Consider the following 21,122-nt stretch of genomic DNA (forward strand, 5'->3'; position numbering starts at 1 on the left):
CGGGCTCCCTTGCCACGCGCGGGAGCGACTGTCAAAAGCAATCCCCCTCGTGAACCGGCGGCCTGCGGAGGCTCGATTTTCAATATGACCGCGGCTGGACTGACCGCCAGGCGCACCGGACCTCTCAGAGGCCGTGTGCGGGCGCCCGGGGACAAGTCGATCTCGCACCGGGCGCTGATCCTGGGCGCGCTGGCGAACGGCGCAACCGACATCGAAGGCCTCCTGGAAGGCGATGACGTCAAGCGCACCGCCGCGGCGATGGCGAGCTTCGGCGCGCGCGTGGAGCGGCTGGGCGAAGGCCGCTGGCGGGTGGACGGCCAGGGCGGCTTCGCCGAGCCGACGGACGTGGTCGACTGCGGCAACGCCGGCACCGGCGTGCGGCTGGTGATGGGCGCGGCCGCCGGCTTCGAGCTCTCCGCCACCTTCACCGGCGACGCCTCCCTGCGCGGCCGGCCGATGAACCGGGTGCTGAAGCCGCTCGGCGAGATGGGCGCCACCTGGATCTCGCGGTCCGGCGGCCGCCTGCCGCTGACCCTGAAGGGCGGCGGGCTGAAACGCATCGCCTACCGCCTGCCCGAGCCCTCGGCCCAGGTGAAGTCGGCGGTCCTGCTGGCCGGGCTGCACGCCGACGGGGGGGCCGAGGTGTTCGAGCCCGAGCCCACCCGCGACCACACCGAGCGCATGCTGCGGGCCTTCGGCGCCGAGGTTGAGGTGTTCGAAGAGAACGGCGGCCGGCGCATCCTGCTGGCCGGCGGCCAGCGGCTGACCGGGACCACGGTGCGGGTGCCGGGCGATCCGTCCTCCGCCGCCTTCCCGCTGGTGGCGGCGCTGATCACCCCCGGCTCCGAGGTGACCGTGGAAGGCATGCTGCTCAACGCGCTGCGCATCGGCCTGCTCGACACCCTGGGCGAGATGGGCGCCGACATCTCGGTGACCAACGTCCGCGACGAGGGCGGGGAGACGGTCGCCGACCTCACCGCCCGCTATTCGCAGCTGACCGGCGTCGAGGTGCCGGCCGAGCGCGCGCCCTCGATGATCGACGAATATCCGATCCTGGCGGTGGCCGCCGCCTTCGCCGAAGGCCGCACGGTGATGCGCGGCATCGGCGAGATGCGGGTCAAGGAGAGCGACCGCATCGCCCTGATGGCCGCGGGCCTCGCCGCCTGCGGGGTCGGCGTCGAGGAGGAGCCGGAGGGCATGACGGTGATCGGCTGCGTGCGCGGCAACCACGCGGTGACCGGCGGGGCGCGGGTCACCACCCACGGGGACCACCGCATCGCCATGTCCCACCTGATCATGGGCCTCGCCGCCGAGCAGCCGATCGCGGTGGACGAGCCCGGCATGATCGCCACCAGCTTCCCCGGCTTCGTGGCGCTGATGCGCGGCCTGGGCGGCGAGATCGACGACGAGCGCCCGGCCGCATGAAGGAACAGGCGCCCAACCCGAACTTCGTGATCGCGGTCGACGGCCCGGCCGCCTCCGGCAAGGGGACGATCGCCACCCGCCTGGGCGCCGCCTACGGCCTGCCGGTGCTGGACACCGGCCTGCTCTACCGCGCCGTGGGCGTGCTGATGCAGCGGGCCAGCGAGGACCTGGACGACCACGAGGCCGCCGCCGCGGCGGCCGCGATCCTGACCTCCGACCTCCTGGACGACCCCGCCTGCCGCACCCGTGCGGCGGGCGAGGCGGCCAGCCGGGTGGCCATCCATCCGCGGGTCCGCGGGGCGCTGATGGACTTCCAGCGCACCTTCGCCAGCCAGGAGGGCGGCGCGGTGCTCGACGGCCGCGACATCGGCACGGTGATCGCCCCCGACGCCCCGGCCAAGCTCTACGTCACCGCCTCGCCGGAGGTCCGCGCCGAGCGTCGCTGGAAGCAGCTGACCGCCCAGGGTGAGCGCGTCGAGCTTGCCGACGTGCTGGAAGACATCCATAGACGCGACGCCCGCGACGGCGGCCGCGACGCCGCCCCCATGCGGCCCGCCGCCGACGCCGTCTTGCTGGACACCTCTGAAATGACTATAGACCAAGCCGCCGATGCGGCCCGCCGCATCGTCGAGGCGGCGCGCGCCCGCTGGGAGAAATCCCGGCAGAGCTAATCCACCCGCGCCTTTCCCTCGCACGGCTGCGGGCAGACTTCATTTAAGCGCGAGGTATTCCCCGCGCCTTCGGTTCAACCCCTAACCCGACGTAGGGACTCCGTCCGACGCCCTTGGCGCACGGGCCCCCCGTCATTTGAAGACGAAAGATTCCCATGGCTGACGATATGAGCCTCAATCCCACCCGCGACGATTTCTCCGCCCTGCTCGACGAGTCCCTCGGCGGCCGTGACTTCATGGAAGGCCAGGTTGTCCACGGCAAGGTCGTGGCGATCGAGAAGGACATCGCGATCATCGATGTCGGCCTGAAGACCGAAGGCCGCGTGCCCCTGAAGGAATTCGGCGGCGAAGACGGCAAGCCCGCCAACCTCAAGGTCGGCGACACCGTCGAGGTCTTCCTCGAGCGCGTCGAGAACGCCATGGGCGAAGCGGTGCTGAGCCGCGACAAGGCCCGCCGCGAGGAAGCCTGGACGCGCCTGGAAGCCGTCTACGAGCGCAACGAGCCGGTGATGGGCTCCATCGTCGGCCGCGTGAAGGGCGGCTTCACCGTCGACCTCGGCGGCGCCTCGGCCTTCCTGCCGGGCTCGCAGGTCGACATCCGCCCGGTGCGCGACGTTGGCCCGCTGATGGGCCGCGAGCAGCCGTTCGCGATCCTCAAGATGGACCGCCCGCGCGGCAACATCGTCGTCTCGCGCCGCGCCATCCTGGAAGAAGCCCGCGCCGAACAGCGCACCGAGCTGGTCTCCCAGCTGCAGGAAGGCGAAGTCCGCGAAGGCGTGGTCAAGAACATCACCGACTACGGCGCGTTCGTGGACCTGGGCGGCATCGACGGCCTGCTGCACGTCACCGACATGAGCTGGAAGCGCGTCAACCACCCGAGCCAGGTGCTGGCGGTGGGCGACACGGTCAAGGTGCAGATCGTCAAGATCAACCCCGACACCCAGCGCATCTCGCTCGGCATGAAGCAGCTGCAGTCCGATCCCTGGGACGGCGTGGAAGCCAAGTACCCGGTGGGCGCGAAGTTCACCGGCCGGATCACCAACATCACCGACTACGGCGCCTTCGTGGAGCTGGAAGCCGGCGTCGAGGGTCTGGTGCACGTCTCGGAAATGTCCTGGACCAAGAAGAACGTCCACCCGGGCAAGATCGTCTCCACCTCGCAGGAAGTGGAAGTCGTGGTCCTGGACGTCGATCCGTCCAAGCGCCGCGTGTCGCTGGGCCTCAAGCAGGCCATGGCCAACCCGTGGGACGCCTTCGTGGCCACCCATCCGGTCGGCTCGACGGTCGAAGGCGAGGTCAAGAACGCCACCGAGTTCGGCCTGTTCATCGGCCTGGACAACGACATCGACGGCATGGTGCACCTGTCCGACCTGGACTGGGCCGCGCCGGGTGAAGAAGCCATCGCCCGCTACAACAAGGGCGACATGGTCAAGGCCCGCGTGCTGGACGTCGACGTCGAGAAGGAGCGCATCTCCCTCGGCATCAAGCAGCTGGCCGGCGACCCGATGCAGGGCGACAGCTTCCGCAAGGGCCAGACCGTCACCGTGGTGGTGACCGAGGTCACCTCGGGCGGCATCGAAGTCCGCTTCGGCGAGGACGATGCCCCGATGAGCGCCTTCATCCGCAAGTCGGACCTGTCGCGCGACCGCGCCGACCAACGGCCGGAACGGTTCGCCGTCGGCGACCGGGTCGACGCCCAGATCACCAACGTGGACAAGGCCGCGCGCCGCGTCTCGCTGTCGATCAAGTCGCTCGAAATGGTCGAAGAGAAGCAGGCCATCGAGAAGTTCGGCTCGTCGGACAGCGGCGCTTCGCTGGGCGACATCCTGGGCGCGGCTCTGCGCGAGAAGGCCCAGAAGGAATAGTCACCCTCAGCTGAGGACGTGACGAAGCGGCGGATCGGGAAACCGGTCCGCCGTTTTCTTTTTGGCGGCGCGGTTTGCACGCCGCGAAGCCATCGCGAGAGCAGATTGCAGGCGCCGCTCAGGGTTGTCCCGGGATCGACCCGGTAAAGCTTGACGGTGAACGCCGTAAACCCTCTTTACGCCTTGAATACAAAGGCGCACTCGCTCATGGTCGCGCCGCTTGAGGACCTGAAGGGCCCCCATGATCAAGTCCGAACTGATCGCTAAACTTGCCGAAGAGAACCCGCACCTGACCCAGCGCGACATCGAGCGCGTGGTCGGCGTCGTCCTCGAGCGCATGATCCAGGCCCTGGAGGAGGGTGGACGCGTCGAGCTCCGCGGCTTCGGCGCCCTGTCCGTCCGCTCCCGCGACGCCCGCGCCGGCCGCAACCCGCGCACCGGCGAGCCGGTGAACGTCCGCGCCAAGCACGTGCCGTTCTTCAAGAGCGGCAAGGAACTGCGCGAACGTCTCAACGTCACCGACGAATAGGCCCGCCATGACCCTGACTGACGCGCCCGCGGCGCCGAAGCGCCGGGTCTCCATCCTCTCGGAATTCCGCGAGTTCATCGCCCGCGGCAACGTCATCGACCTCGCCGTCGGCGTGATCATCGGCGCGGCCTTCAACGACATCGTCAAAAGCCTGGTCGACCAGATCGTCATGCCGCCGGTCGGCCTGCTGCTGTCCGGCATCGACTTCTCGCACCTGGAATGGGTGCTGAAGCCGGACAATCCGGCCACCAAGGCCAACGAGCTGGTGGCCATCCAGTACGGCCTGTTCCTCAACACCCTGATCAAGTTCGTGATCGTCGCCTGGGTGGTGTTCCTGCTGGTCAAGGCGGTGAACGTCATCCGCCGCCGCGACGCCGAGCGGCCGCCGGAGGCAAAGCCCGCGCCGCCGCCGCAGGAAGCGCTGCTGATCGAAATCCGCGACCTTCTGAAGGCGCAGGCGGAAAAGTAGGGCCTCGTCCACTCGTCATCACCCGGCTTGTCCGGGTGATCCAACCCGAAGCCGCTCTCCATCAGCTGCGGAAACGTGTTGGGCTGGGTGGCCCGGACAAGCCGGGCCATGACGATCCGGAGGAAGCGTCGGTGCTCCCCGGCCGCCTACGCCACCTTGAAGCCTTCCCAGTTCATCATCTTGGTGAGCCGGGCGTTCTCCTCGGCCGGCAGGGCGTCGCGGAAGGTGGGGAAGATCTCGTCCTCTTCCTGGCGCATGTGCTCCTGCAGGTCTGTCCAGAACTCCCGGGCCCGGAGCAGCCACTGCGGGTCCCGCGAGGAGATCCGGCGCAGGTCGTAGATGAAGGTCTTCGCCTTGGCGTGGTCGTCGACGAGGTGGTGCGCCTGCTCGGCGTGGGCGTTCTCCGACAGCGCCGGATAGATGACGTTCTCCTCCTCGATCGCGTGCTTGGTCAGCGCATAGGCGATCTTGGTCAGCAGCATCTCGCGCTTGAGCATCTCCTCGTCGGAGGTGGCGAGCAGGGTGTCGAACATCTTCTCCACCATGCGGTGCTCGGCGGTGAGGCCGGCGACCCAGTCGCCCGCGGCGAGCGCGGGTCCCTGCATCACCGCCTTGCGGGCGTGCGGAATGGCGAGGCCGGCCAGCAGGCCGAAGGCGGCGCCTGTGGCCAGGCGGCCGAACGAATGGTCGGAGGTCGAGTGTGGCATGGTCGTTCTCCTGCAGTCGGTTTGAGAACCTGCCGGGGCTGACCGCTGTTCCGGACGATCTTCGCCCTTGCGGCGAAGCCGCGGAGGCCCCTAATTCCCGCCATGTCGATCCAGGCCAAGATCTGCGGCGTCTCCACGCCCGAGGCGGTGCGCGCCGCCCTGGACGGCGGCGCGGCCTGGCTGGGTTTCGTCTTCTTCCCGAAGAGCCCGCGCAACCTCAGCCTCGAGGCCGCGGCCCGGCTGGCCGAGCCGGTGCGCGGCCGCGCCAAGGTGGTGGCCCTGGCGGTGGATCCGGCCGATTCCCTGGTCGACGACATCGCCCGGGCGCTGCGGCCCGACCTCATCCAGCTGCACGGCAAGGAAACCCCCTCGCGGGTGCGCGAGATCGGGCTCCGCGCGCAGGCCGGCGTCATCAAGGCCGTGGCGGTGTCCGAGGCCTCCGACCTCGACCGGGCCCGTGCCTACGAGACCGTCGTCGAGCACCTGATGTTCGACGCCCGTCCGCCCAAGGACGCCTCCCGGCCGGGGGGCATGGGCGGCCGCTTCGACTGGACGCTGCTCGCCGGACGTCGGTTCGAGCGCCCCTGGTTCCTGGCCGGCGGCCTCGACCCGTGGAACCTCGCCGAGGCGGTGCAGCAATCCGGCGCGCGCCTGGTGGACGTTTCCTCTGGCGTGGAGCGTGGGCCCGGCTTAAAGGACCCCGCCTTGATCACGGCGTTTCTCGACGCCGTCAAAAGAGCCTGATTGGCGCGTCTAAGAAGCGAACCGTGAACGCCTCCGCCAGACCCAACGACTACGCCGCCTATCCCGACGCCCACGGACGGTTCGGGGACTACGGCGGCCGCTACGTGCCCGAGACGCTGATGCCGCTGGTCCACGAGCTGGACGCGGCCTACCGCGCCGCCAAGGCGGACGAGGCCTTCCAGGCCGAGCTCAACGGCTACCTGAAGCACTACGTCGGGCGGCCCAGCCCGCTCTATTTCGCCGAGCGGCTCACCGCCCACTTCGGCGGCGCGAAGATCTATCTGAAGCGCGAGGAGCTGAATCACACCGGCGCGCACAAGATCAACAACTGCATGGGCCAGATCCTGCTGGCCATGCGGATGGGCAAGACACGGATCATCGCCGAGACCGGCGCCGGCCAGCACGGCGTGGCCACCGCCACCGTCTGCGCCCGCTTCGGCCTGCCCTGCATCGTCTACATGGGCGCGGTGGACGTGGAGCGGCAGAAGCCCAACGTCTTCCGGATGAACCTGCTCGGCGCGGAAGTGCGGCCGGTGACCTCCGGCTCCTCGACCCTCAAGGACGCCATGAACGAGGCGCTGCGGGACTGGGTGACCAATATCGAGGACACCTACTACCTGATCGGCTCGGCGGCCGGCCCGCACCCCTATCCGGAGATGGTCCGCGACTTCCAGGCGGTGATCGGCAAGGAATCCCGCCAGCAGGTGCTGGAGATGGAAGGCCGCCTTCCCGACGCCGTGGTGGCCTGCGTCGGCGGCGGCTCCAACGCCATCGGCCTGTTCCACCCCTTCCTCAACGACGAGGCGGTGAAGATCATCGGCGTCGAGGCCTCGGGCCACGGCATGGAGACCGACAAGCACGCCGCGGCCATCAACGGCGGCCGCCCGGGCGTGCTGCACGGCAACAAGACCTACCTGATCCAGGACGCCGAGGGCCAGATCACCGAGGCCCATTCGATCTCCGCGGGCCTCGACTATCCCGGCATCGGCCCGGAGCACTCGTGGCTGCACGACGTCGGGCGCGCGACCTACCTGACGGCGACGGACGAGGAGGCGCTGGACGCCTTCCAGCTCTGCTCCAAGCTCGAAGGCATCATCCCGGCGCTGGAAAGCGCCCATGCGCTGGCCCGCCTGCCGGAGATCGCCGCCGAGGTCGGCAAGGGCGGGATCGTGGTGCTCAACCTGTCCGGCCGCGGCGACAAGGACGTCGCCACCGTCGCCGCCCACATGGGGCTCGAGATTTGACCAAGGCCCGGATCGACGCCCGCTTTGCGGAGCTGAAGCGTGAAGGCCGCGCCGCCTTCGTCGCCTATGTGATGGCCGGCGACCCCGACGCCGCCACGGCGCTGAAGATCCTGCAGGGGCTGCCGGCGGCCGGCGCCGACCTGATCGAGCTCGGCTTCCCGTTCTCCGATCCCATGGCCGAAGGGCCGCCGATCCAGCGCGCCGCCCAGCGGGCGCTGGCCAACGGCATGACGCTGAAGGGCACGCTGGAGCTGGCCCGCCAGTTCCGCGCCGGCGACGCCGCCACGCCGCTGATCCTGATGGGCTACATGAACCCGCTGGTGACCTGGGGCTTCGAGGCCTTCGCGCGCGCCGCCGCCGACGCCGGCGTCGACGGCCTGATCGTCGTCGACTGCCCGCCGGAGGAAGCCGATCCCCTGGCCGACGCCCTCGACGCGGCCGGCGTCTCGCTGATCCGGCTGGCGACCCCCACCAGCGACGACGCGCGGCTGAAGACCATCGTCCGGCGCACCTCCGGTTTCGTCTATTACGTCTCGGTGGCCGGCGTCACCGGGGTCAAGGAAGCCGACGAAGTGGCGGTCGCGCCGATGGTCGAGCGGGTGCGCGAGGCCTCGGGCCTGCCGGTCGCCGTCGGCTTCGGCATCAAGACTCCGGAAAGAGCCGCGGCCATAGCGCGGGTCGCCGACGCGGCCGTGGTGGGCTCCGCCCTCGTGGACGAAGTCGCCAGGGCGGTGGAGATGAACGAAGACGTGACCTCGCGAGTTCTTTCCAAAGTCGTATCCTTGGCTAAGTCTGTGCGCCTCGCGCGAGTCGGCCAAACGGCGGTCTGAAATCCATGGCTATGGCTGATCAACGAAACGACAAGCCCGGCCGTCCTCCCGCGGCGCCGCGGGAACGCTCCGGCTGGCTGTCCCGTATCGCGCCGGGCGTGCGCAACGCGTTCGCCAAGCGCGAGACGCCGGAGAACCTCTGGGTCAAATGCCCCGATACCGGGGAGATGATCTATCGCCCCGACCTGGAGGCGGCGCTGTGGGTGACGCCGTCCGGCCACCACATGCGGATCGGGGCCGCGGCGCGCCTGCGCTTCACCTTCGACGACGGCAAGTTCGAGCGGATCGCCTCGCCGGTGGTGGGCGACGACCCCCTCAAGTTCCCCGACGAGAAGCCCTATCCCGAGCGCCTGAAGGCGGCCCGCAAGGCCACCGGCGAGCAGGATTCCATGGCCATCGGCTACGGGCACATCCACGGCCAGCCGACCATGGTGGTCGTGCAGGACTTCACCTTCATGGGCGGCTCGCTCGGCATGGGCGCCGGCGAGACCTTCATCAAGGCCGCGCAGGAAGCCGTGAAGCGGCAGGTCCCGTTCGTGATCTTCACTGCCTCGGGCGGCGCGCGCATGCAGGAGGGCACGCTGTCCCTGATGCAGATGGCCCGCACCACGCTGGCGGTGAACGAGGTCAAGGCGGCCGGCCTGCCCTACGTCGTGGTGCTGACCGACCCGACCACCGGCGGCGTGCTCGCCTCCTACGCCATGCTCGGCGACGTCCACCTGGCCGAGCCCAACGCCACCATCGGCTTCTCGGGCCGCCGGGTGATCGAGCAGACCATCCGCGAGACCCTGCCGCCGGGCTTCCAGAAGTCGGAGTTCCTGGTCGAGCGGGGCATGGTCGACCGCGTGGTCGAGCGCGCCGAGCTGCCCGCGGTGCTGGGCTCGATCCTCAAGACCTTGATGATGGGGCGTGACCGCCTTTCCTCCGCCGCCTGATGTGACCGCGGTCCACGATTACGACCCGATCCGCGCGTCCGATCACGCGATCCAGCGCCTGCGCGCCAACCACCCGAGCCTGATCGACCTGACCACCGGCCGCGTCGAGCGGCTGCTGGCCGCGCTCGGCCATCCCGAGCGGCGCCTGCCGCCGGTGATCCACGTGGCCGGCACCAACGGCAAGGGCTCCACCGTCGCCTACCTGCGGGCGATCGGCGAGGCGGCCGGCCTGAAGGTCCACGCCATCACCTCGCCGCACCTGGTCCGCTTCGCCGAGCGCATCCGCATCGCCGGCCAGCTGATCACCGACCAGCGGCTGTCGGAGCTGATCGACCGGGTGGAGGCGGCCAACGAAGGCCAGCCGATCAGCTTCTTCGAGATCACCACGGTGCTGGCCCTGCAGGCCTTCGCCGAGACGCCGGCCGACCTATGCATCGTCGAGGTGGGCCTGGGCGGCCGGTTCGACGCCACCAACATCTTCGACGCCCCGGCGCTCAGCGTGATCACCCCGGTGGACTACGACCACCTGGAGATGCTGGGGCCCGAGCTCGGCAAGATCGCCTGGGAGAAGGCCGGGATCATCAAACGCGGCCGTCCGGCGGTGGTCGCCCGCCAGCCCGAGGAGGCGCTGGAGGCCATCGAGCGCGAGGCCGACGACCGCATGGCGCCGCTGTTCCTGATGGGCCGCGACTTCGACGCCTGGGAGGAGCGCGGCCGGCTGATGGTGCAGATGCAGGACCGGTTGCTGGACCTGCCGCCCCCGAGCCTGTTCGGGGGCTACCAGTTCGACAACGCCGGCCTGGCGGTGGCCGCGGCGCTGACTCTGGATCCGCAGCTCAGCGAGGAGGCGGTGGGGCAGGGCGTCTCCGGCGCCGTCTGGCCGGCCCGCTTCCAGCGGCTGACCAAGGGCCCGCTGGCCGAGCTCGCCCGGGCCCGCGGTTCCGACCTCTGGCTCGACGGCGGCCACAATCCCCACGCCGGGCGGGCGCTGGCCGAGGCCGCCTCGCGCCTGGTGGACCGCGATCCGCGGCCGCTGGTGCTGGTCACCGGCATGTTCGCCCGCAAGGACGCCGTCGGCTTCTTCCGCCCGTTCGCCGAGATGCACCCCAAGGTGTTCGCCACCACCTTCGAGTCCGGCAACGCCGCCAGCCCCGAGGAACTGGCCGCGGCCGCCACCCAGGCCGGCCTCAAGGCCGAGACGGTGGCCGACGTGTCCGACGGCGTGCGGCGCGCGCTGGCGGTGGAAGGCCCCGCGCCGCACGTGCTGATCTGCGGCGGCCTGCATTTCGCCGGCGAGGTGCTGGCGATGAGCCCGGAGACCTGGCCCACATGAAACCCAAGGTCGTCGTGCCCTGGCACTACCTGGTCATGCTGGTGCTGGGCGTGGCGGTGCTGGCCCTGCTGCTCTGGCGGTTCGGGCGCACCGACAAGGTGCTGATCGGCTGGCTGATCGGCTGGCTGGTGCTCAGCCGCCTGGTCGACACGGTCTACCGCCGCAGGCGTCGCCGCCTGGCGGCGCAAACGAACCCCGGAGCGCAAACGAAAACGGGGGAAGCCGATGGCTCCCCCCGAAATTCGCAGGACTGAAATCCGTCGGCCGGCGGCTCAGGCCGTGGCGGCGACGCCGGCTTCGTTCAGCCACTCCAGGATCTTCTGCTTGGGCATGGCGCCGACCTTCATCGAGGCCATCTGCCCGCCCTTGAACAGCATCATGGTGGGGATGCCGCGCACGCCGTAGCGGGACGGCGTGGTCGGGCTCTCTTCGATATTCAGCTTGGCCACCGTCACCTGGGCGCCCAGCTCTTCGGAGATCTGCTCCAGCGCGGGGGCGATCTGCTTGCAGGGACCGCACCACTCGGCCCAGAAGTCGACCAGCACGGGACCTTCGGCCTGCAGGACGTCCTTCTCGAAGGATTCGTCGGTGACCTTCACGGTGCTCATGGAAAGCTCCTTACGCGCGCGGCCATGGGAACGGGCCGCGTGCTTCTTCGACTCGCCGATGTAGGCGGCCCACGCCCTGGTATCAACCGGCACGGCCGAGGTCAGCAAGGGTTTGGTCGATCAGCTTTTCTGGGATCGGCATCAGCTTCGGCCCGTCGGTCCAGACCAGCGCCGCCGCGATGCGCCGGCCGGGGAACACCTCGCCGAGCACCGCGGCGTAGACCGCCATCTGCCGCAGGTAGGCGGGATCGGCGTCCTCGATCCGGTCCGGCGAAGGGCGGTTGGTCTTGAAGTCCGCCACCAGCACCCGGTCGGGCAGCACCACCAGCCGGTCGATGCGGCCGGAGATCTTCAGGCCGGCCGGCAGGGCCGCGGCGGAGCCGGCGATCCCCACCTCGGCGCGGGAGCCGGGGCCGAACACCTCGGCGAAGCGGGCGTCCTCCAGCACCGCCAGGGCGGCGTCGGTCATCTCCGCCCGCTGGGCGTCGGTGAGGTCGCGCTCGCGGGCCAGCAGGGCGCGGGCGCCCTGGCGGCGTTCGGCCGCCGCCAGGTCCGGCAGGATCTGCAGCAGCCGGTGGATCAGGTCGCCGCGGCGGAAGCGGCCGAGCCCGCCCACCGCGGTCAACGGCGACGGCGCCGGGACGGCCGCGCCTTCGCCGAGGTCCGAGGGCGAGGCGTAGCGGGCGAAGACCTCGACCCGCGGCGCGTCGGCGGTCCAGCCGGGCAGGGCGCTCGGGACGCGGACCTGCGCGCGGACGCCGCCGCGGCGCTCGGGATCGGGCCCGAACCGCTCGGCCGTGACCTTGCCGCAGGCGGCCGGGCGCAGGTGCGGCTTGACGCCCTCGTGCGCGAAGCCGGCCTTCACCGCCGCCCACCAGCCCTTGAGCGACTCCTCCTTGCGGTTGGCGGCGATGCGCCCGCAGATCACCAGCCGCTCGCGGGCGCGGGTCAGGGCCACGTAGAGGAGGCGCAGGGACTCCTCGGTCTCCTTGCGGGCGCGCAGCTCGCGCGCCAGGCGGGAGGCCTCGCAGTCGCCCTTCTGGGCGGCGCACCACAGGAAGCCGCCGTCCTCGGTCTCCAGCAGCGGCGAGCCCCGCGCGCCGGTCTGGCTGGCGGTCTCCGGCAGGAAGACGATCGGCGCCTCCAGGCCCTTGGCCCCGTGGGCGGTCATCACCCGCACCTCGTCGCGGGCCGCCTCCAGCTCGCGCTTCACGGTGATGTCGAGGCCGGCGAAGTCGGCGGCCAGCCGCTCCAGGTCGTGGACGCCCCGGGCTTCGGCGGCCAGCACCTGGGCCAGGAACTCGTCCAGCGCATCCTCCGCCTCGCCGCCCAGCCGGCGCAGCAGCCGCGCCCGCATGGAGCGGCCCCGGCCGTCGCGCGCGCCCAGCACCCGGCTGTAGAGCTCGAAGGGCCGGCGCACCTGCGCCTCGTCGCGCAGGAAGCCCAGGAAATCGGCGGCGGCGCGCCACTCCGGCGCCGCGTCGGCGCGGTCGCGCAGCACCTGCCACAGCGGCGTCTTCCCGCGCCCCTTGGCCAGCCGGTAGAGGCTCTCGTCCTCGACGTCGCAGAACGGGCTGCGCAGCAGGCTGGCCAGCGTCAGGTCGTCGTTGGGGAACAGGGCGAAGCGGGCCAGCGCCAGGAGGTCGTCGAAGATGATGTGCTGCGACAGCGCCAGCCGGTCGGCGCCGGCCACCGGGACCTTGGCGTGCTTCAGCGCCCGTAGGATCTCCTCGAACAGGCCGCCGCGCTTGCGCACCAGGATCAGCACGTCGCCGAACGTCGCCGGCCGCCACACCCGGTCTTCCTTGTCGAACACCGCGTCGCCGCGCTCGACCAGCTCCTTGATCTCGCAGGCAATGTTCTCGGCCAGCCGCTTGGTGGCCGACGCCTCGGCCTCGGCGTCCAGCGGCGCGTCCCAGGCGTCGCGCTCCTCGCCCCTGATCTCGCGCTCCAGCGGCCAGATGTCGACGCAGCCCTGGTGGCCGGCCCGCATCGGCTCGTGGCGCAGGGCATGAACGCCGGGCGGCACGCCCTCGGTGAACACCGCGTCGACGAAGGCCAGCACCTGTTCGGTCGAGCGCCAGGAGGCGGACAGCGGCACGCTTTCCCCGCGCCGGCCCACGGCGGTGATCTCCGCCACGTAGCGGCTGGTCTCGGCGATCAGCCGGGCGGGGTCGGCGCCCTGGAACGAGTAGATCGACTGCTTCTCGTCGCCGACCACGAACAGGCTGCGCTCGATGTCGCCGTCGGCCCGCGGCAGGCCCTCGCCGGAGAAGAAATCACCGGTCAGGGCGCGGACGATCTCCCACTGGTCGGGGGCGGTGTCCTGCGCCTCGTCCACCAGGATGTGGTCGATGCCGCCGTCCAGCTTGTAGAGCACCCAGGCCGCGGCCGGCCGGCCGGCCAGCAGGGCCTTGGTCTTCTCGATCAGGTCGGCGAAGTCGAGCGCGCCGGCCGAGGCCTTCTCCAGGCGGTAGGCGGTCAGGTATGCGTCGGCCAGCGTCAGCGCATAGGCGGTGTCCCAGGCGACCTTGGCGGCGTGCAGCTCGTCGCGGGCGGCCGCCAGCCGGTCCTGCTCGGCCAGCAGCCGTTCGCGCAGATCCTCGCGCGCCTTCAGCCCGGCGGTCTTGGCGACCCAGGTGGCGGGGGTGCCCTCGCCCCGCTCGGTGAACAGGGCGGCCAGGGCGTCGGCGAAGGTGAGGTCGGCGTGCCCCGCCACCGCCGCCAGTTGCCGGGCGCACTTCTGGTCGGCGACGCCGCCGGCCATCAGCACCTCGGCGGCCTCGCGCCACATGCGCCGGTCGAGCGCCCGGACGGCGGCGGCCTCCAGGGCGTCGGGGTCCATCCACTGGCGGAAGCCGCAGGTCCGCCACACCCAGTCGATGGCCCCGTCGAGGCCGCCTTCCCGCGCCAGGAACGCGCCGAGCGGGGCGCGGCGGGCTTCGAAGCCCAGGAACATCTGCTGGAAGGAGGCGAAGTCCAGCGCCACCGAGAAGCGGGCGTAGGCCTCGGCGATCCGCCCTTCGCCCTTCAGCGCCACCCGCGCCACCCCCTTGCGGGCGGCGTCGGCGATGGCGGCGGAGGCGGCGTCGTCCATCACCCGGAAGCCTGGCGACACGCCCGCCTCCAGCGGGAAGCGGCGCAGCAGCTTCTCGCAGAAGGCGTGGATGGTCTGGATCTTCAGCCCGCCGGGGGTCTCCAGGGCGCGGGCGAAGAGGGCGCGGGCGGTTGAGAGGTCGCGGGGCTCGTAGCCGCCGGCCTCGCGGCCCTCCAGCCTGGCGAGCTCGTCGCGCAGTTCGACGTCGCCCATCACCGACCAGCCGCCCAGCCGGCCGAACAGCCGGCGCTGCATCTCCGCGGCCGCCGCCTTGGTGTAGGTGACGCAGAGGATGGCCTCGGATTCGGCGCCGGCCAGCAGCAGGCGCGCCACCCGGTCGATCAGGGTCTTGGTCTTGCCGGAGCCGGCGTTGGCGGTGACGAAGGCGGAGATCGCCGGGTCGGCGGCGGTGCGCTGCGGGTCGTGGAGCAGGGTGGCGTTCATCCGTCCTCCTCCTCGCCGCTGGTCGACCATTCGAACACCCGGGCCAGATGGTCGTAGTCGCCGTGCCGGTCGCGGACGAACTGCGGCGCGGTGCGCGAGACGTAGGGCCGGTCCGGCTCGTAGAAGCGGGCCACCAGGGCCCTCAGGCCCTCCAAAGCGCGTTCGGCGGCGTCATGGCTCTCCTCGCCGGCGCTGGCGCGGACCTCCTCCTTGCCGGCCGGCTTGCGGCCGGTGACCTCGAGATAGGTGAGCTCGCCGGGCTGCAGCCGGCCGATGTCGGCGAACCCGCCGTGCGCCAGGATGGCGGCGGTCAGCGTCAGCTGCGGCGAGAAGCCGGCGTCCACCACCTTCTGCGACGGCGCCTTGCCGGTCTTGTAGTCGAGGATGTGGCCGAAGCCGTCGGGGGTCGCCTCTATGCGGTCGGCCTTGGCGGTGACGGTGAAGGTGCGGCCGGCGATCTCCAGCGGCAGGCGGCCGGTCAGCTCCACGTGGACGGCGCGGCCGTCGGCGCGGCGGCGGGCCTCCAGCTCGGCCACCCAGGCGGCGGCTTCACGCGCCAGCGCCGCCTCGCGCGCCAGGCTCTCGCGCGGCATGCCGGCGGTCTCCAGCTCCTGCAGGTAGAAGCGCTCGAAGATCGCCGCGGCATCGGCCGGCAGCTCGCGGGGATGGTCGAGGGCGAAACGTTCGAAGGCGGCGTGGATGGCGGTGCCGCGGGCGCGGGCCTCCACCGGCTCGTCCGGCCGGTCCAGGGGGCGGAACCGCAGGATGTCGCGGGCCCAGACGCCGTAGGGGTCGCGGGTCAGGGCCTCGACGCGGGTGACCGCCAGTTCGACGGGGCGGTCCTCGACCGGCGGGGCCGGGGCGGGGCGCCTGGCCGGGGCGTACTCCGACGGCGCGTCCAGCCGCCGGGCCCAGTCCAGCGCCTCCGGCCGGCCGGGGATCTCGACGCCGGCGCCGCGGGCCAGGGTCTCCAGCCGCCACAGCCAGCGGGATTTCACCGACGGCCCGCCCTCGCGCCGTTCGGCATGCAGCAGGATCACCTCGGGCGCGCAGGCGGCCTGGGCGAAGTCGTGGGCGGCCAGGCCTACCCGGCGCTCCGGCGGCGGCAGGCCCAGCCGGCTGCGCATCGGCCGCGACAGGAAGGGGTCGAGCGGCGCGCCCCGGGGCCAGACGCCCTCCTCCAGGCCCGCCACCACCAGCCGGTCGGCGCGCACCAGCCGCGCCTCGATGGCGCCCAGGATCCGCAGGCGGGGATGCGTCGCGCCGCCGGCGCGCACGCTCTCGCCCTCCATAAGCCGGCCGAGCAGGTCGGCGAAGCCGCGTGGCGTCGCGGGCGGCAGGTCGGCGCCGTCCTGGATCAGCGCGGCCAACAGACGGCTCATGGACTCGCCGCCGGGGCCGCTCCAGAGCTCGCCCAGGCGGCCGTCGGCGTCAGCGGCCAGCGCCTCCATGGCCGCGGCGGCGGTCCGCGCCGCCTCCGCAGGGGAAATCGCGTCGGCGCGATCGAGCCCGTCCAGCACCGTGCGCAATCGGTCGGCCAGGGACAGCGCGTCGGCGTGCTCCGCCAGCTTCGCCCGCAGCTTGTCCCAGCTCCCCGGCCGGGGGCCGCGCAGGCCGTGGCGCTCCAGGTCGTCGCGGGCGCGGGCCAGGTCGAGGGGGTCCAGGCCCAGGCGCGCGTAGGGGTGCTTCAGCAGCCCGAGCAGGGTCACCGGGTCCAGCGGATCGACGACGGCGCGGGCGACCAGGCCGGCCAGCGCCCCGCAGCGGCAGCCGGCCAGCGCCTCGCCGGCCGATGAGTCCGGGATCACCCCCCAGCGGGCGAGCTTGGCCGCCACCCGCCGGGCCAGGGTCTGGTCGGGGGCCACCAGGGCGGCGGTGCGGTCCGGCGTCTCCAGCGCCTCGCGCAGCAACAGGGCGGCGACGGTGGCGGCCTCTTCCTCGGAGCGGGCGCTGACCAGCGACAGGCCCTTCAGCCCCTCGGCGATCGGATCGACCTGCTCGGCGTCGGCCTCCAGCCGCAGCTGTTCGATGGCGTGCAGCCAGTCGGCGGTGGCTTCGGCGGGGCGCAGGGCCTCGTTGATCACCCGCCGCCGCCAGCGGCCCTGGGCCTGGAAGCCGTGGCTGGCCGGCCAGGTCTCGACCTCGCCGCGTTCGACGCCGGCCCGCTGCAGCAGGCGGCGCATGGCCCCCTGCGGATGCTGTTCGCCGACCTGCAGCCAGGCGGTCTGCGCCAGGCTGTCATCCAGCCCGGGCAGGACCACGCAGCCCTGCGGCGCCTCGGCGATCACCCGCAGCAGGTCGGCGGTGGCCGGCGCCGTGCCGGTGGAGCCGGCGGCCACCAGCACCCCCTGCGGCGGATGGGCGGTCCAGGCCTCGGCCAGGCGGCGCAGCAGGCGCACGCGGCGCTCGCTGACGTCGACCACGCCGAGCTCCGCCAGGCGCACGGGCCATTCGCGCAGCGCAGTCTCCAGGAAGTCGCGCGACACCCGCCAGTGCTCGGCGAGGTCGGCCTCGACGAGGCCGGCCAGCCGCTCGCCGGCCTCGACCTCCTCGATCTGCAGGCTGTCGAGGAAGCCGCCCAGGGCGTCGGCCAGCTCCAGGGCCGAGGAGGCGGTGAGCTCGCGGCCGGGCAGCAGGTCGGCGTGGCCGGCGACCAGCCGGGTCAGCTCGAAACGCCGGCGCAGGGGGTCGATGGCGGCGGGCAGGTCCAGCGCCAGGTCGCCCGGCTCGAACGGCGGCTCGCCCTCCTCCAGGTCGCCCAGCGGCCGCATCTGCGGCGGCAGCACGGCGCGGCCGCCGGCGGCGCTGACGAAGGCGTCGGCCAGGGCGCGCGCCCCGCGGCGGGTGGGGGTCAGCACGGTGGCCTGCGACAGCGCCTCGGGCCCAAGCGGGCTCAGAGCCTCGTGCAGGCCAAGCGCCAGGTCCTGGGCGAACGGCCGGTGCGCCGGGATGTTGAACCAGCGGGGACCCGGGCGTTCAAAGAAGGCGCTCACGTGAGCCTTGCCTCCGCCGCCTCCCGGGCTGCGGGGTCCCCCACGTGCATCCAGAAGGCGTCCATGGCCACGCCGTAGAGCCGGCCCTGCGCCTGCAATCGATGCCAGGTCGGCAGGATGGAGAACGCGCCCTCGGGCGCGCCGTCGAGGATCTGCGGCTTCAGGATGCCGAAGCCGACGTTGGCGTAGGGGGTGGGCGGCTCGGCTGCGGTCGAGTGGGTCAGCCGTCCGGCCGCGTCCATGAAGAAGCCGTTCGGGCCCTCGAAGCCGATCCCGTGGCCGCGGCGCACCAGCAGCAGCAGCAGGTCCATGGCCGCCGGGTCCCAGGCCGCCTTCAGGCTCTCCAGCGGCGGCGTCCCTTCCTCCAGCCACAGGGAGTCGATGTTGGCGACGATGATCGGCTCGTCGCCCAGCAGCGGCCGGGCGTGCCGGATGCCGCCGCCGGAGTCGAGCAGGCCGGCCCGCTCGTCGGAGATCAGGATCTCCAGGTCCCGGCGCTGGGCCAGGTGGGCTTCCAGCTGGTCGGCGAGGTGGTGGACGTTGACCACCGCCCGCTCGACGCCGGCGTCCTTCAGCTCATCCAGCACCCGGTCGATGAGGGCCCGGCCCGCCACCGGCGCCAGGGCCTTGGGCAGGCGATCGGTCAGCGGCCGCATGCGGGTGCCCAGCCCCGCCGCCAGCACCATCGCGGTCGTCGGCCCGGGCGTCACGTGCGCGCCTCGCGGGGCACGTAGCGGTCCATCCAGGCCTTCAGCTCCGCCAGCTGCGGGTCGGCCAGGCAGCGGTCGAGATAGCCCCAGAGCCTGGGCATGAAGGCGGCGTAGCGGGGCTTGCCGTCGCGGGTCACCAGGCGCGCGAAGACGCCCAGGATGCGCACGATGTTGAGCGCGCCCAGCGCATGGTAGTCGGCCAGGAACCGCGCCCGGTCGATGTCCGGCTTCAGCTCGAAATAGCGGGCCAGGGCCGCCGCCTCCAGGCTGGCGGAGACGTCGCGGCGTGCGTCGTGCAGCAGCATCGACATGTCCCACGCCGGGTGCGCCTTCAGCGCGTCCTGGAAGTCCAGCAGCCCGACCCGAGCCGCGCCCGCCCGCAGCGGCAGCCAGATCAGGTTCTCGGCGTGGTAGTCGCGGTGACAGAAGACGGTCGCGCCCGCAGCGCCGTGGGCCCGGATCGGCGCCCAGATCGCCTCCCACGCCGTGACCGCGGCGGCGTCGAACGCGAGTTCGGGCTTCAGCTGCGGCAGCCATTCGGTGAACACGCCGCTGGCGATCTCCAGCGCCACCTCGTCATAGGTCAGCAGGGGCCAGCTGACGCCGTCGTAGGCCAGCACCGAGGGCGGTGCGATCTCGTGGATGCGCACCAGGGCCACGACGGCGTCCTCATAGAGCGGCGCCTCGTCCTGGCCGGCCTCGATCAGCCGCGCGAACAGGTCGTCGCCGAGGTCTTCCAGCACCGCCAGGCCGCGCGGCGCGTCGGCGGCGAGGATGGCGGGCGCCGACAGCCCCTGGGCGCGCAGCCAGCCGGCGGTGGCGATGAAGGCGTCGACCCGCCCCGCCGCCAGCCGCGCCAGGGCGTTGTAGCCGAGCGCCAGCCGTTCGGCCCGGGTGGCCTCGGGCGGGCAGCGGGGGCTTTCCAGCGCCGGCGGCTGGTCCATGAAGATCAATGTGGTCCCGTCGGCCAGGTACAGGCGCTCGTAGCGGCGCGTCGAGGCGTCGCCGCTCAGCGGCTCCCGGCGCGCGCCGCCGAAACCGTGGGCCTGCAGGAAGCCGGCCTTCTCCGCCTCACGTTCGGAACTCAAGCCCTCGTCCTTCCCAGGCCCCATGCGGGATCAGCCGCACGTAGCGCCCGTCGCTCTCACTGTCGTCCGGAAGCCCGATCTCTATATCGAGTCGGTCGGCGGGCAGACGGCCCTCCAGCCGCTCGGGCCATTCGACCACCGCCGCGCCGTCCTCCAGCGCCTCGTCGAGGCCGATCTCATAGGCCTCGTCCGGACTGGATAGCCGATAGAGATCGAAATGGGCCACCTTGAGGCGCGGCCCTTCGTAGAACTGCACCAGGGTGAAGGTCGGCGAGGGCACCTCCTCGTCCGGCGCGGTCAGCGCGCGGACCAGGGCGCGGGCCAGCGTCGATTTCCCCGCGCCCAGGGGGCCGGAGAGGCAGACGACGTCGCCGGCCCGCAGCGCCTCGGCCACCGCCGCGCCCAGCCGCGCGGTGGCGGCTTCGTCGGGCAGGCGGAATTCGCCCTCGGCTTCCAGGATCATGCGAAGGCCCGCGCCGGGTCGGCCGGCAGCTGGCGCTCGACGTAGGCCTTCACGCTGCGGATGGCGTCCGCGGGCTCGCCGACCAGGGCGTCCGGCCGGATCGGCGCGCCGATGGTCAGCGAGAACCGCCGCCCCTGCTTGTTCAGCAGCTCGTGGAACAGGGTGATGTCCCGCAGCTCGCCGGAGAAGCGGTTGAAGAAGTGGAACAGGGTCGACCAGGGCCCGGCCACGTGCACCGGCAGGATCGGCGCCTCGTACTTCCGCGCCAGGGAAACGGCGCTGGGCGCCCACGGCGGGTCGCAGAGCCGGCCGTCGGCCTGCCGCCGCGCCAGCCGGCCCGACGGGAAGATGATCAGGCAACGCTCCGCCTCCAGGGCGTCGCGGGTGGCGAGCAGGGTCTGGCGGGTGCGCTCGCGGGTCCGCTTGGCCTCCACCCACTCCACCGGGATCAGCACCTCGCCGAGCCGGTGGGCGACCCGGTGGGCGTCGGAGTTGGCGTAGAAGCAGAGGTCGGGCCGCAGCGCCTTCAGCACGTCGTAGACCGCGATCCCGTCGGCGATCCCGGTCGGGTGGTTGCAGACTACGATCAGCCGCCCCTTGGCGGGCACGTGCTCAAGCCCCCGGGCGGTGACCTGCACCGACAGCAGGGCCGAGACGTGCTCCAGCGCCGCGCGGCCGGGGAGCGGATCGATGGCGTCGGCCATCCGCCGGGCCCGGCCGTAGTCCAGCATCGCGTAGAGCAGCGGCCTGACCAGCGGCCAGGCGGGGCTCGCCGACAGCTTCGGCGCCCGCTCGGCGATCAGCACGTCGACGATGTGCGGCGATCGCGCGGTGCGCGGCAGGGCGTGGGCGGGCGAAGCGACCGTCATGGGCGCAGGATGCGCCAGCGCCTGTTCCCAGGGCAAGGGCGTGGAACGACAGCGGTGCTGTCGCGGAACCTTCCCGCGGCCTATGTCTGTTCACAGTG

Annotated in this window: 19 protein-coding genes; 11 read left to right on the forward strand and 8 right to left on the reverse strand. The window is 72.1% G+C overall.

Going from position 1 to position 21,122, the window contains the following annotated elements:
* Window positions 1-84: 84 nt before the first annotated feature.
* The 5 genes from aroA to mscL all read left to right on the forward strand — a co-directional run bounded on the left by aroA (window position 85) and on the right by mscL (window position 4,959).
* Window positions 85-1,425: a 3-phosphoshikimate 1-carboxyvinyltransferase gene (gene aroA / locus DJ021_RS07565; protein ID WP_111456961.1), complete on the forward strand. Its 1,341-nt coding sequence runs from the start codon at window positions 85-87 to the stop codon at window positions 1,423-1,425.
* Window positions 1,422-2,096: a (d)CMP kinase gene (gene cmk / locus DJ021_RS07570; protein ID WP_111456962.1), complete on the forward strand. Its 675-nt coding sequence runs from the start codon at window positions 1,422-1,424 to the stop codon at window positions 2,094-2,096. The genes aroA and cmk overlap by 4 nt, the downstream gene beginning before the upstream one ends.
* A 155-nt stretch (window positions 2,097-2,251) precedes the next feature.
* Window positions 2,252-3,961 carry a 30S ribosomal protein S1 gene (rpsA, locus tag DJ021_RS07575; RefSeq protein WP_111456963.1) on the forward strand — a complete coding sequence of 570 codons (1,710 nt, stop codon included), beginning with the start codon at window positions 2,252-2,254 and terminating at the stop codon, window positions 3,959-3,961.
* A 241-nt stretch (window positions 3,962-4,202) separates the two neighbouring features.
* The gene (locus DJ021_RS07580; RefSeq protein ID WP_111456964.1) at window positions 4,203-4,490 is read left to right on the forward strand and encodes an integration host factor subunit beta; all 288 of its coding nucleotides are present in this window, start codon (window positions 4,203-4,205) and stop codon (window positions 4,488-4,490) included.
* Window positions 4,491-4,497: 7 nt separating this feature from the next.
* Complete coding sequence (gene mscL, locus DJ021_RS07585; RefSeq protein WP_111456965.1) at window positions 4,498-4,959, forward strand: large-conductance mechanosensitive channel protein MscL; 462 nt, start codon at window positions 4,498-4,500, stop codon at window positions 4,957-4,959.
* Window positions 4,960-5,105: 146 nt separating this feature from the next.
* Here mscL and DJ021_RS07590 read toward each other — a convergent pair whose 3' ends face one another.
* Window positions 5,106-5,666 carry a hemerythrin domain-containing protein gene (locus DJ021_RS07590; RefSeq protein ID WP_111456966.1) on the reverse strand — a complete coding sequence of 187 codons (561 nt, stop codon included), beginning with the start codon at window positions 5,664-5,666 and terminating at the stop codon, window positions 5,106-5,108.
* Window positions 5,667-5,768: 102 nt separating this feature from the next.
* Here DJ021_RS07590 and DJ021_RS07595 point away from each other — a divergent pair, with 102 nt between their 5' ends.
* Genes DJ021_RS07595 through DJ021_RS07620 form a run of 6 tightly spaced genes read left to right on the forward strand, consistent with a single transcriptional unit; the run spans window position 5,769 to window position 11,006 of the window.
* Complete coding sequence (locus DJ021_RS07595; RefSeq protein WP_111456967.1) at window positions 5,769-6,410, forward strand: phosphoribosylanthranilate isomerase; 642 nt, start codon at window positions 5,769-5,771, stop codon at window positions 6,408-6,410.
* 23 nt (window positions 6,411-6,433) lie between these two features.
* On the forward strand, window positions 6,434-7,654 hold the full coding sequence (gene trpB / locus DJ021_RS07600; protein ID WP_111456968.1) for a tryptophan synthase subunit beta: 1,221 nt from the start codon (window positions 6,434-6,436) through the stop codon (window positions 7,652-7,654).
* The gene (gene trpA, locus DJ021_RS07605) at window positions 7,651-8,484 is read left to right on the forward strand and encodes a tryptophan synthase subunit alpha (RefSeq protein ID WP_111456969.1); all 834 of its coding nucleotides are present in this window, start codon (window positions 7,651-7,653) and stop codon (window positions 8,482-8,484) included. Before trpB ends, trpA begins: the two co-directional genes overlap by 4 nt.
* A 5-nt stretch (window positions 8,485-8,489) precedes the next feature.
* Entirely contained in the window at window positions 8,490-9,419 is a 930-nt protein-coding gene (accD, locus tag DJ021_RS07610) for an acetyl-CoA carboxylase, carboxyltransferase subunit beta (RefSeq protein WP_111456970.1), read from the forward strand.
* Window positions 9,394-10,752, forward strand: a complete 1,359-nt coding sequence (locus DJ021_RS07615; RefSeq protein ID WP_243625925.1) for a bifunctional folylpolyglutamate synthase/dihydrofolate synthase — start codon at window positions 9,394-9,396, stop codon at window positions 10,750-10,752. The genes accD and DJ021_RS07615 overlap by 26 nt, the downstream gene beginning before the upstream one ends.
* Window positions 10,749-11,006, forward strand: a complete 258-nt coding sequence (locus tag DJ021_RS07620) for a hypothetical protein (RefSeq protein ID WP_111456971.1) — start codon at window positions 10,749-10,751, stop codon at window positions 11,004-11,006. The genes DJ021_RS07615 and DJ021_RS07620 overlap by 4 nt, the downstream gene beginning before the upstream one ends.
* A gap of 18 nt (window positions 11,007-11,024) precedes the next feature.
* On the opposite strand, the gene trxA is transcribed toward DJ021_RS07620, so the two are convergent.
* From trxA to DJ021_RS07655, 7 genes are all read right to left on the reverse strand, one after another.
* Entirely contained in the window at window positions 11,025-11,360 is a 336-nt protein-coding gene (trxA, locus tag DJ021_RS07625) for a thioredoxin (RefSeq protein WP_111459020.1), read from the reverse strand.
* 82 nt (window positions 11,361-11,442) lie between these two features.
* Window positions 11,443-14,901 (reverse strand): double-strand break repair helicase AddA, encoded by a 3,459-nt coding sequence (gene addA / locus DJ021_RS07630; RefSeq protein WP_111456972.1) that lies wholly within the window; start codon window positions 14,899-14,901, stop codon window positions 11,443-11,445.
* Window positions 14,898-17,894 carry a double-strand break repair protein AddB gene (addB, locus tag DJ021_RS07635; RefSeq protein WP_111456973.1) on the reverse strand — a complete coding sequence of 999 codons (2,997 nt, stop codon included), beginning with the start codon at window positions 17,892-17,894 and terminating at the stop codon, window positions 14,898-14,900. Before addB ends, addA begins: the two co-directional genes overlap by 4 nt.
* Window positions 17,891-18,604, reverse strand: coding sequence for a nucleotidyltransferase family protein (locus DJ021_RS07640; protein WP_111456974.1), 714 nt, complete (start codon window positions 18,602-18,604; stop codon window positions 17,891-17,893). The genes addB and DJ021_RS07640 overlap by 4 nt, the downstream gene beginning before the upstream one ends.
* Window positions 18,601-19,716 (reverse strand): N-acetylmuramate/N-acetylglucosamine kinase AmgK, encoded by a 1,116-nt coding sequence (gene amgK / locus DJ021_RS07645; protein ID WP_111456975.1) that lies wholly within the window; start codon window positions 19,714-19,716, stop codon window positions 18,601-18,603. The genes DJ021_RS07640 and amgK overlap by 4 nt, the downstream gene beginning before the upstream one ends.
* Entirely contained in the window at window positions 19,676-20,155 is a 480-nt protein-coding gene (gene tsaE / locus DJ021_RS07650) for a tRNA (adenosine(37)-N6)-threonylcarbamoyltransferase complex ATPase subunit type 1 TsaE (RefSeq protein WP_111456976.1), read from the reverse strand. Before tsaE ends, amgK begins: the two co-directional genes overlap by 41 nt.
* Window positions 20,152-21,024 (reverse strand): GNAT family N-acetyltransferase, encoded by an 873-nt coding sequence (locus DJ021_RS07655; RefSeq protein ID WP_111456977.1) that lies wholly within the window; start codon window positions 21,022-21,024, stop codon window positions 20,152-20,154. Before DJ021_RS07655 ends, tsaE begins: the two co-directional genes overlap by 4 nt.
* Window positions 21,025-21,122: the final 98 nt, after the last annotated feature.

Origin of the sequence: Phenylobacterium hankyongense, from assembly GCF_003254505.1 — a bacterium.
Classification (GTDB): Bacteria; Pseudomonadota; Alphaproteobacteria; order Caulobacterales; family Caulobacteraceae; genus Phenylobacterium; species Phenylobacterium hankyongense.

What these genes read in the sequence shown, in the direction of transcription:
- aroA (WP_111456961.1), top strand. Translation starts at nt 85, where the DNA reads ATGACCGCGGCTGGACTGACCGCCAGGCGCACCGGACCTCTCAGAGGC.
- cmk (WP_111456962.1), top strand. Translation starts at nt 1,422, where the DNA reads ATGAAGGAACAGGCGCCCAACCCGAACTTCGTGATCGCGGTCGACGGC.
- rpsA (WP_111456963.1), top strand. Translation starts at nt 2,252, where the DNA reads ATGGCTGACGATATGAGCCTCAATCCCACCCGCGACGATTTCTCCGCC.
- DJ021_RS07580 (WP_111456964.1), top strand. Translation starts at nt 4,203, where the DNA reads ATGATCAAGTCCGAACTGATCGCTAAACTTGCCGAAGAGAACCCGCAC.
- mscL (WP_111456965.1), top strand. Translation starts at nt 4,498, where the DNA reads ATGACCCTGACTGACGCGCCCGCGGCGCCGAAGCGCCGGGTCTCCATC.
- DJ021_RS07590 (WP_111456966.1), bottom strand. Translation starts at nt 5,666, where the DNA reads ATGCCACACTCGACCTCCGACCATTCGTTCGGCCGCCTGGCCACAGGC.
- DJ021_RS07595 (WP_111456967.1), top strand. Translation starts at nt 5,769, where the DNA reads ATGTCGATCCAGGCCAAGATCTGCGGCGTCTCCACGCCCGAGGCGGTG.
- accD (WP_111456970.1), top strand. Translation starts at nt 8,490, where the DNA reads ATGGCTATGGCTGATCAACGAAACGACAAGCCCGGCCGTCCTCCCGCG.
- DJ021_RS07620 (WP_111456971.1), top strand. Translation starts at nt 10,749, where the DNA reads ATGAAACCCAAGGTCGTCGTGCCCTGGCACTACCTGGTCATGCTGGTG.
- trxA (WP_111459020.1), bottom strand. Translation starts at nt 11,360, where the DNA reads ATGAGCACCGTGAAGGTCACCGACGAATCCTTCGAGAAGGACGTCCTG.
- addA (WP_111456972.1), bottom strand. Translation starts at nt 14,901, where the DNA reads ATGAACGCCACCCTGCTCCACGACCCGCAGCGCACCGCCGCCGACCCG.
- amgK (WP_111456975.1), bottom strand. Translation starts at nt 19,716, where the DNA reads ATGGGGCCTGGGAAGGACGAGGGCTTGAGTTCCGAACGTGAGGCGGAG.
- tsaE (WP_111456976.1), bottom strand. Translation starts at nt 20,155, where the DNA reads ATGATCCTGGAAGCCGAGGGCGAATTCCGCCTGCCCGACGAAGCCGCC.
- DJ021_RS07655 (WP_111456977.1), bottom strand. Translation starts at nt 21,024, where the DNA reads ATGACGGTCGCTTCGCCCGCCCACGCCCTGCCGCGCACCGCGCGATCG.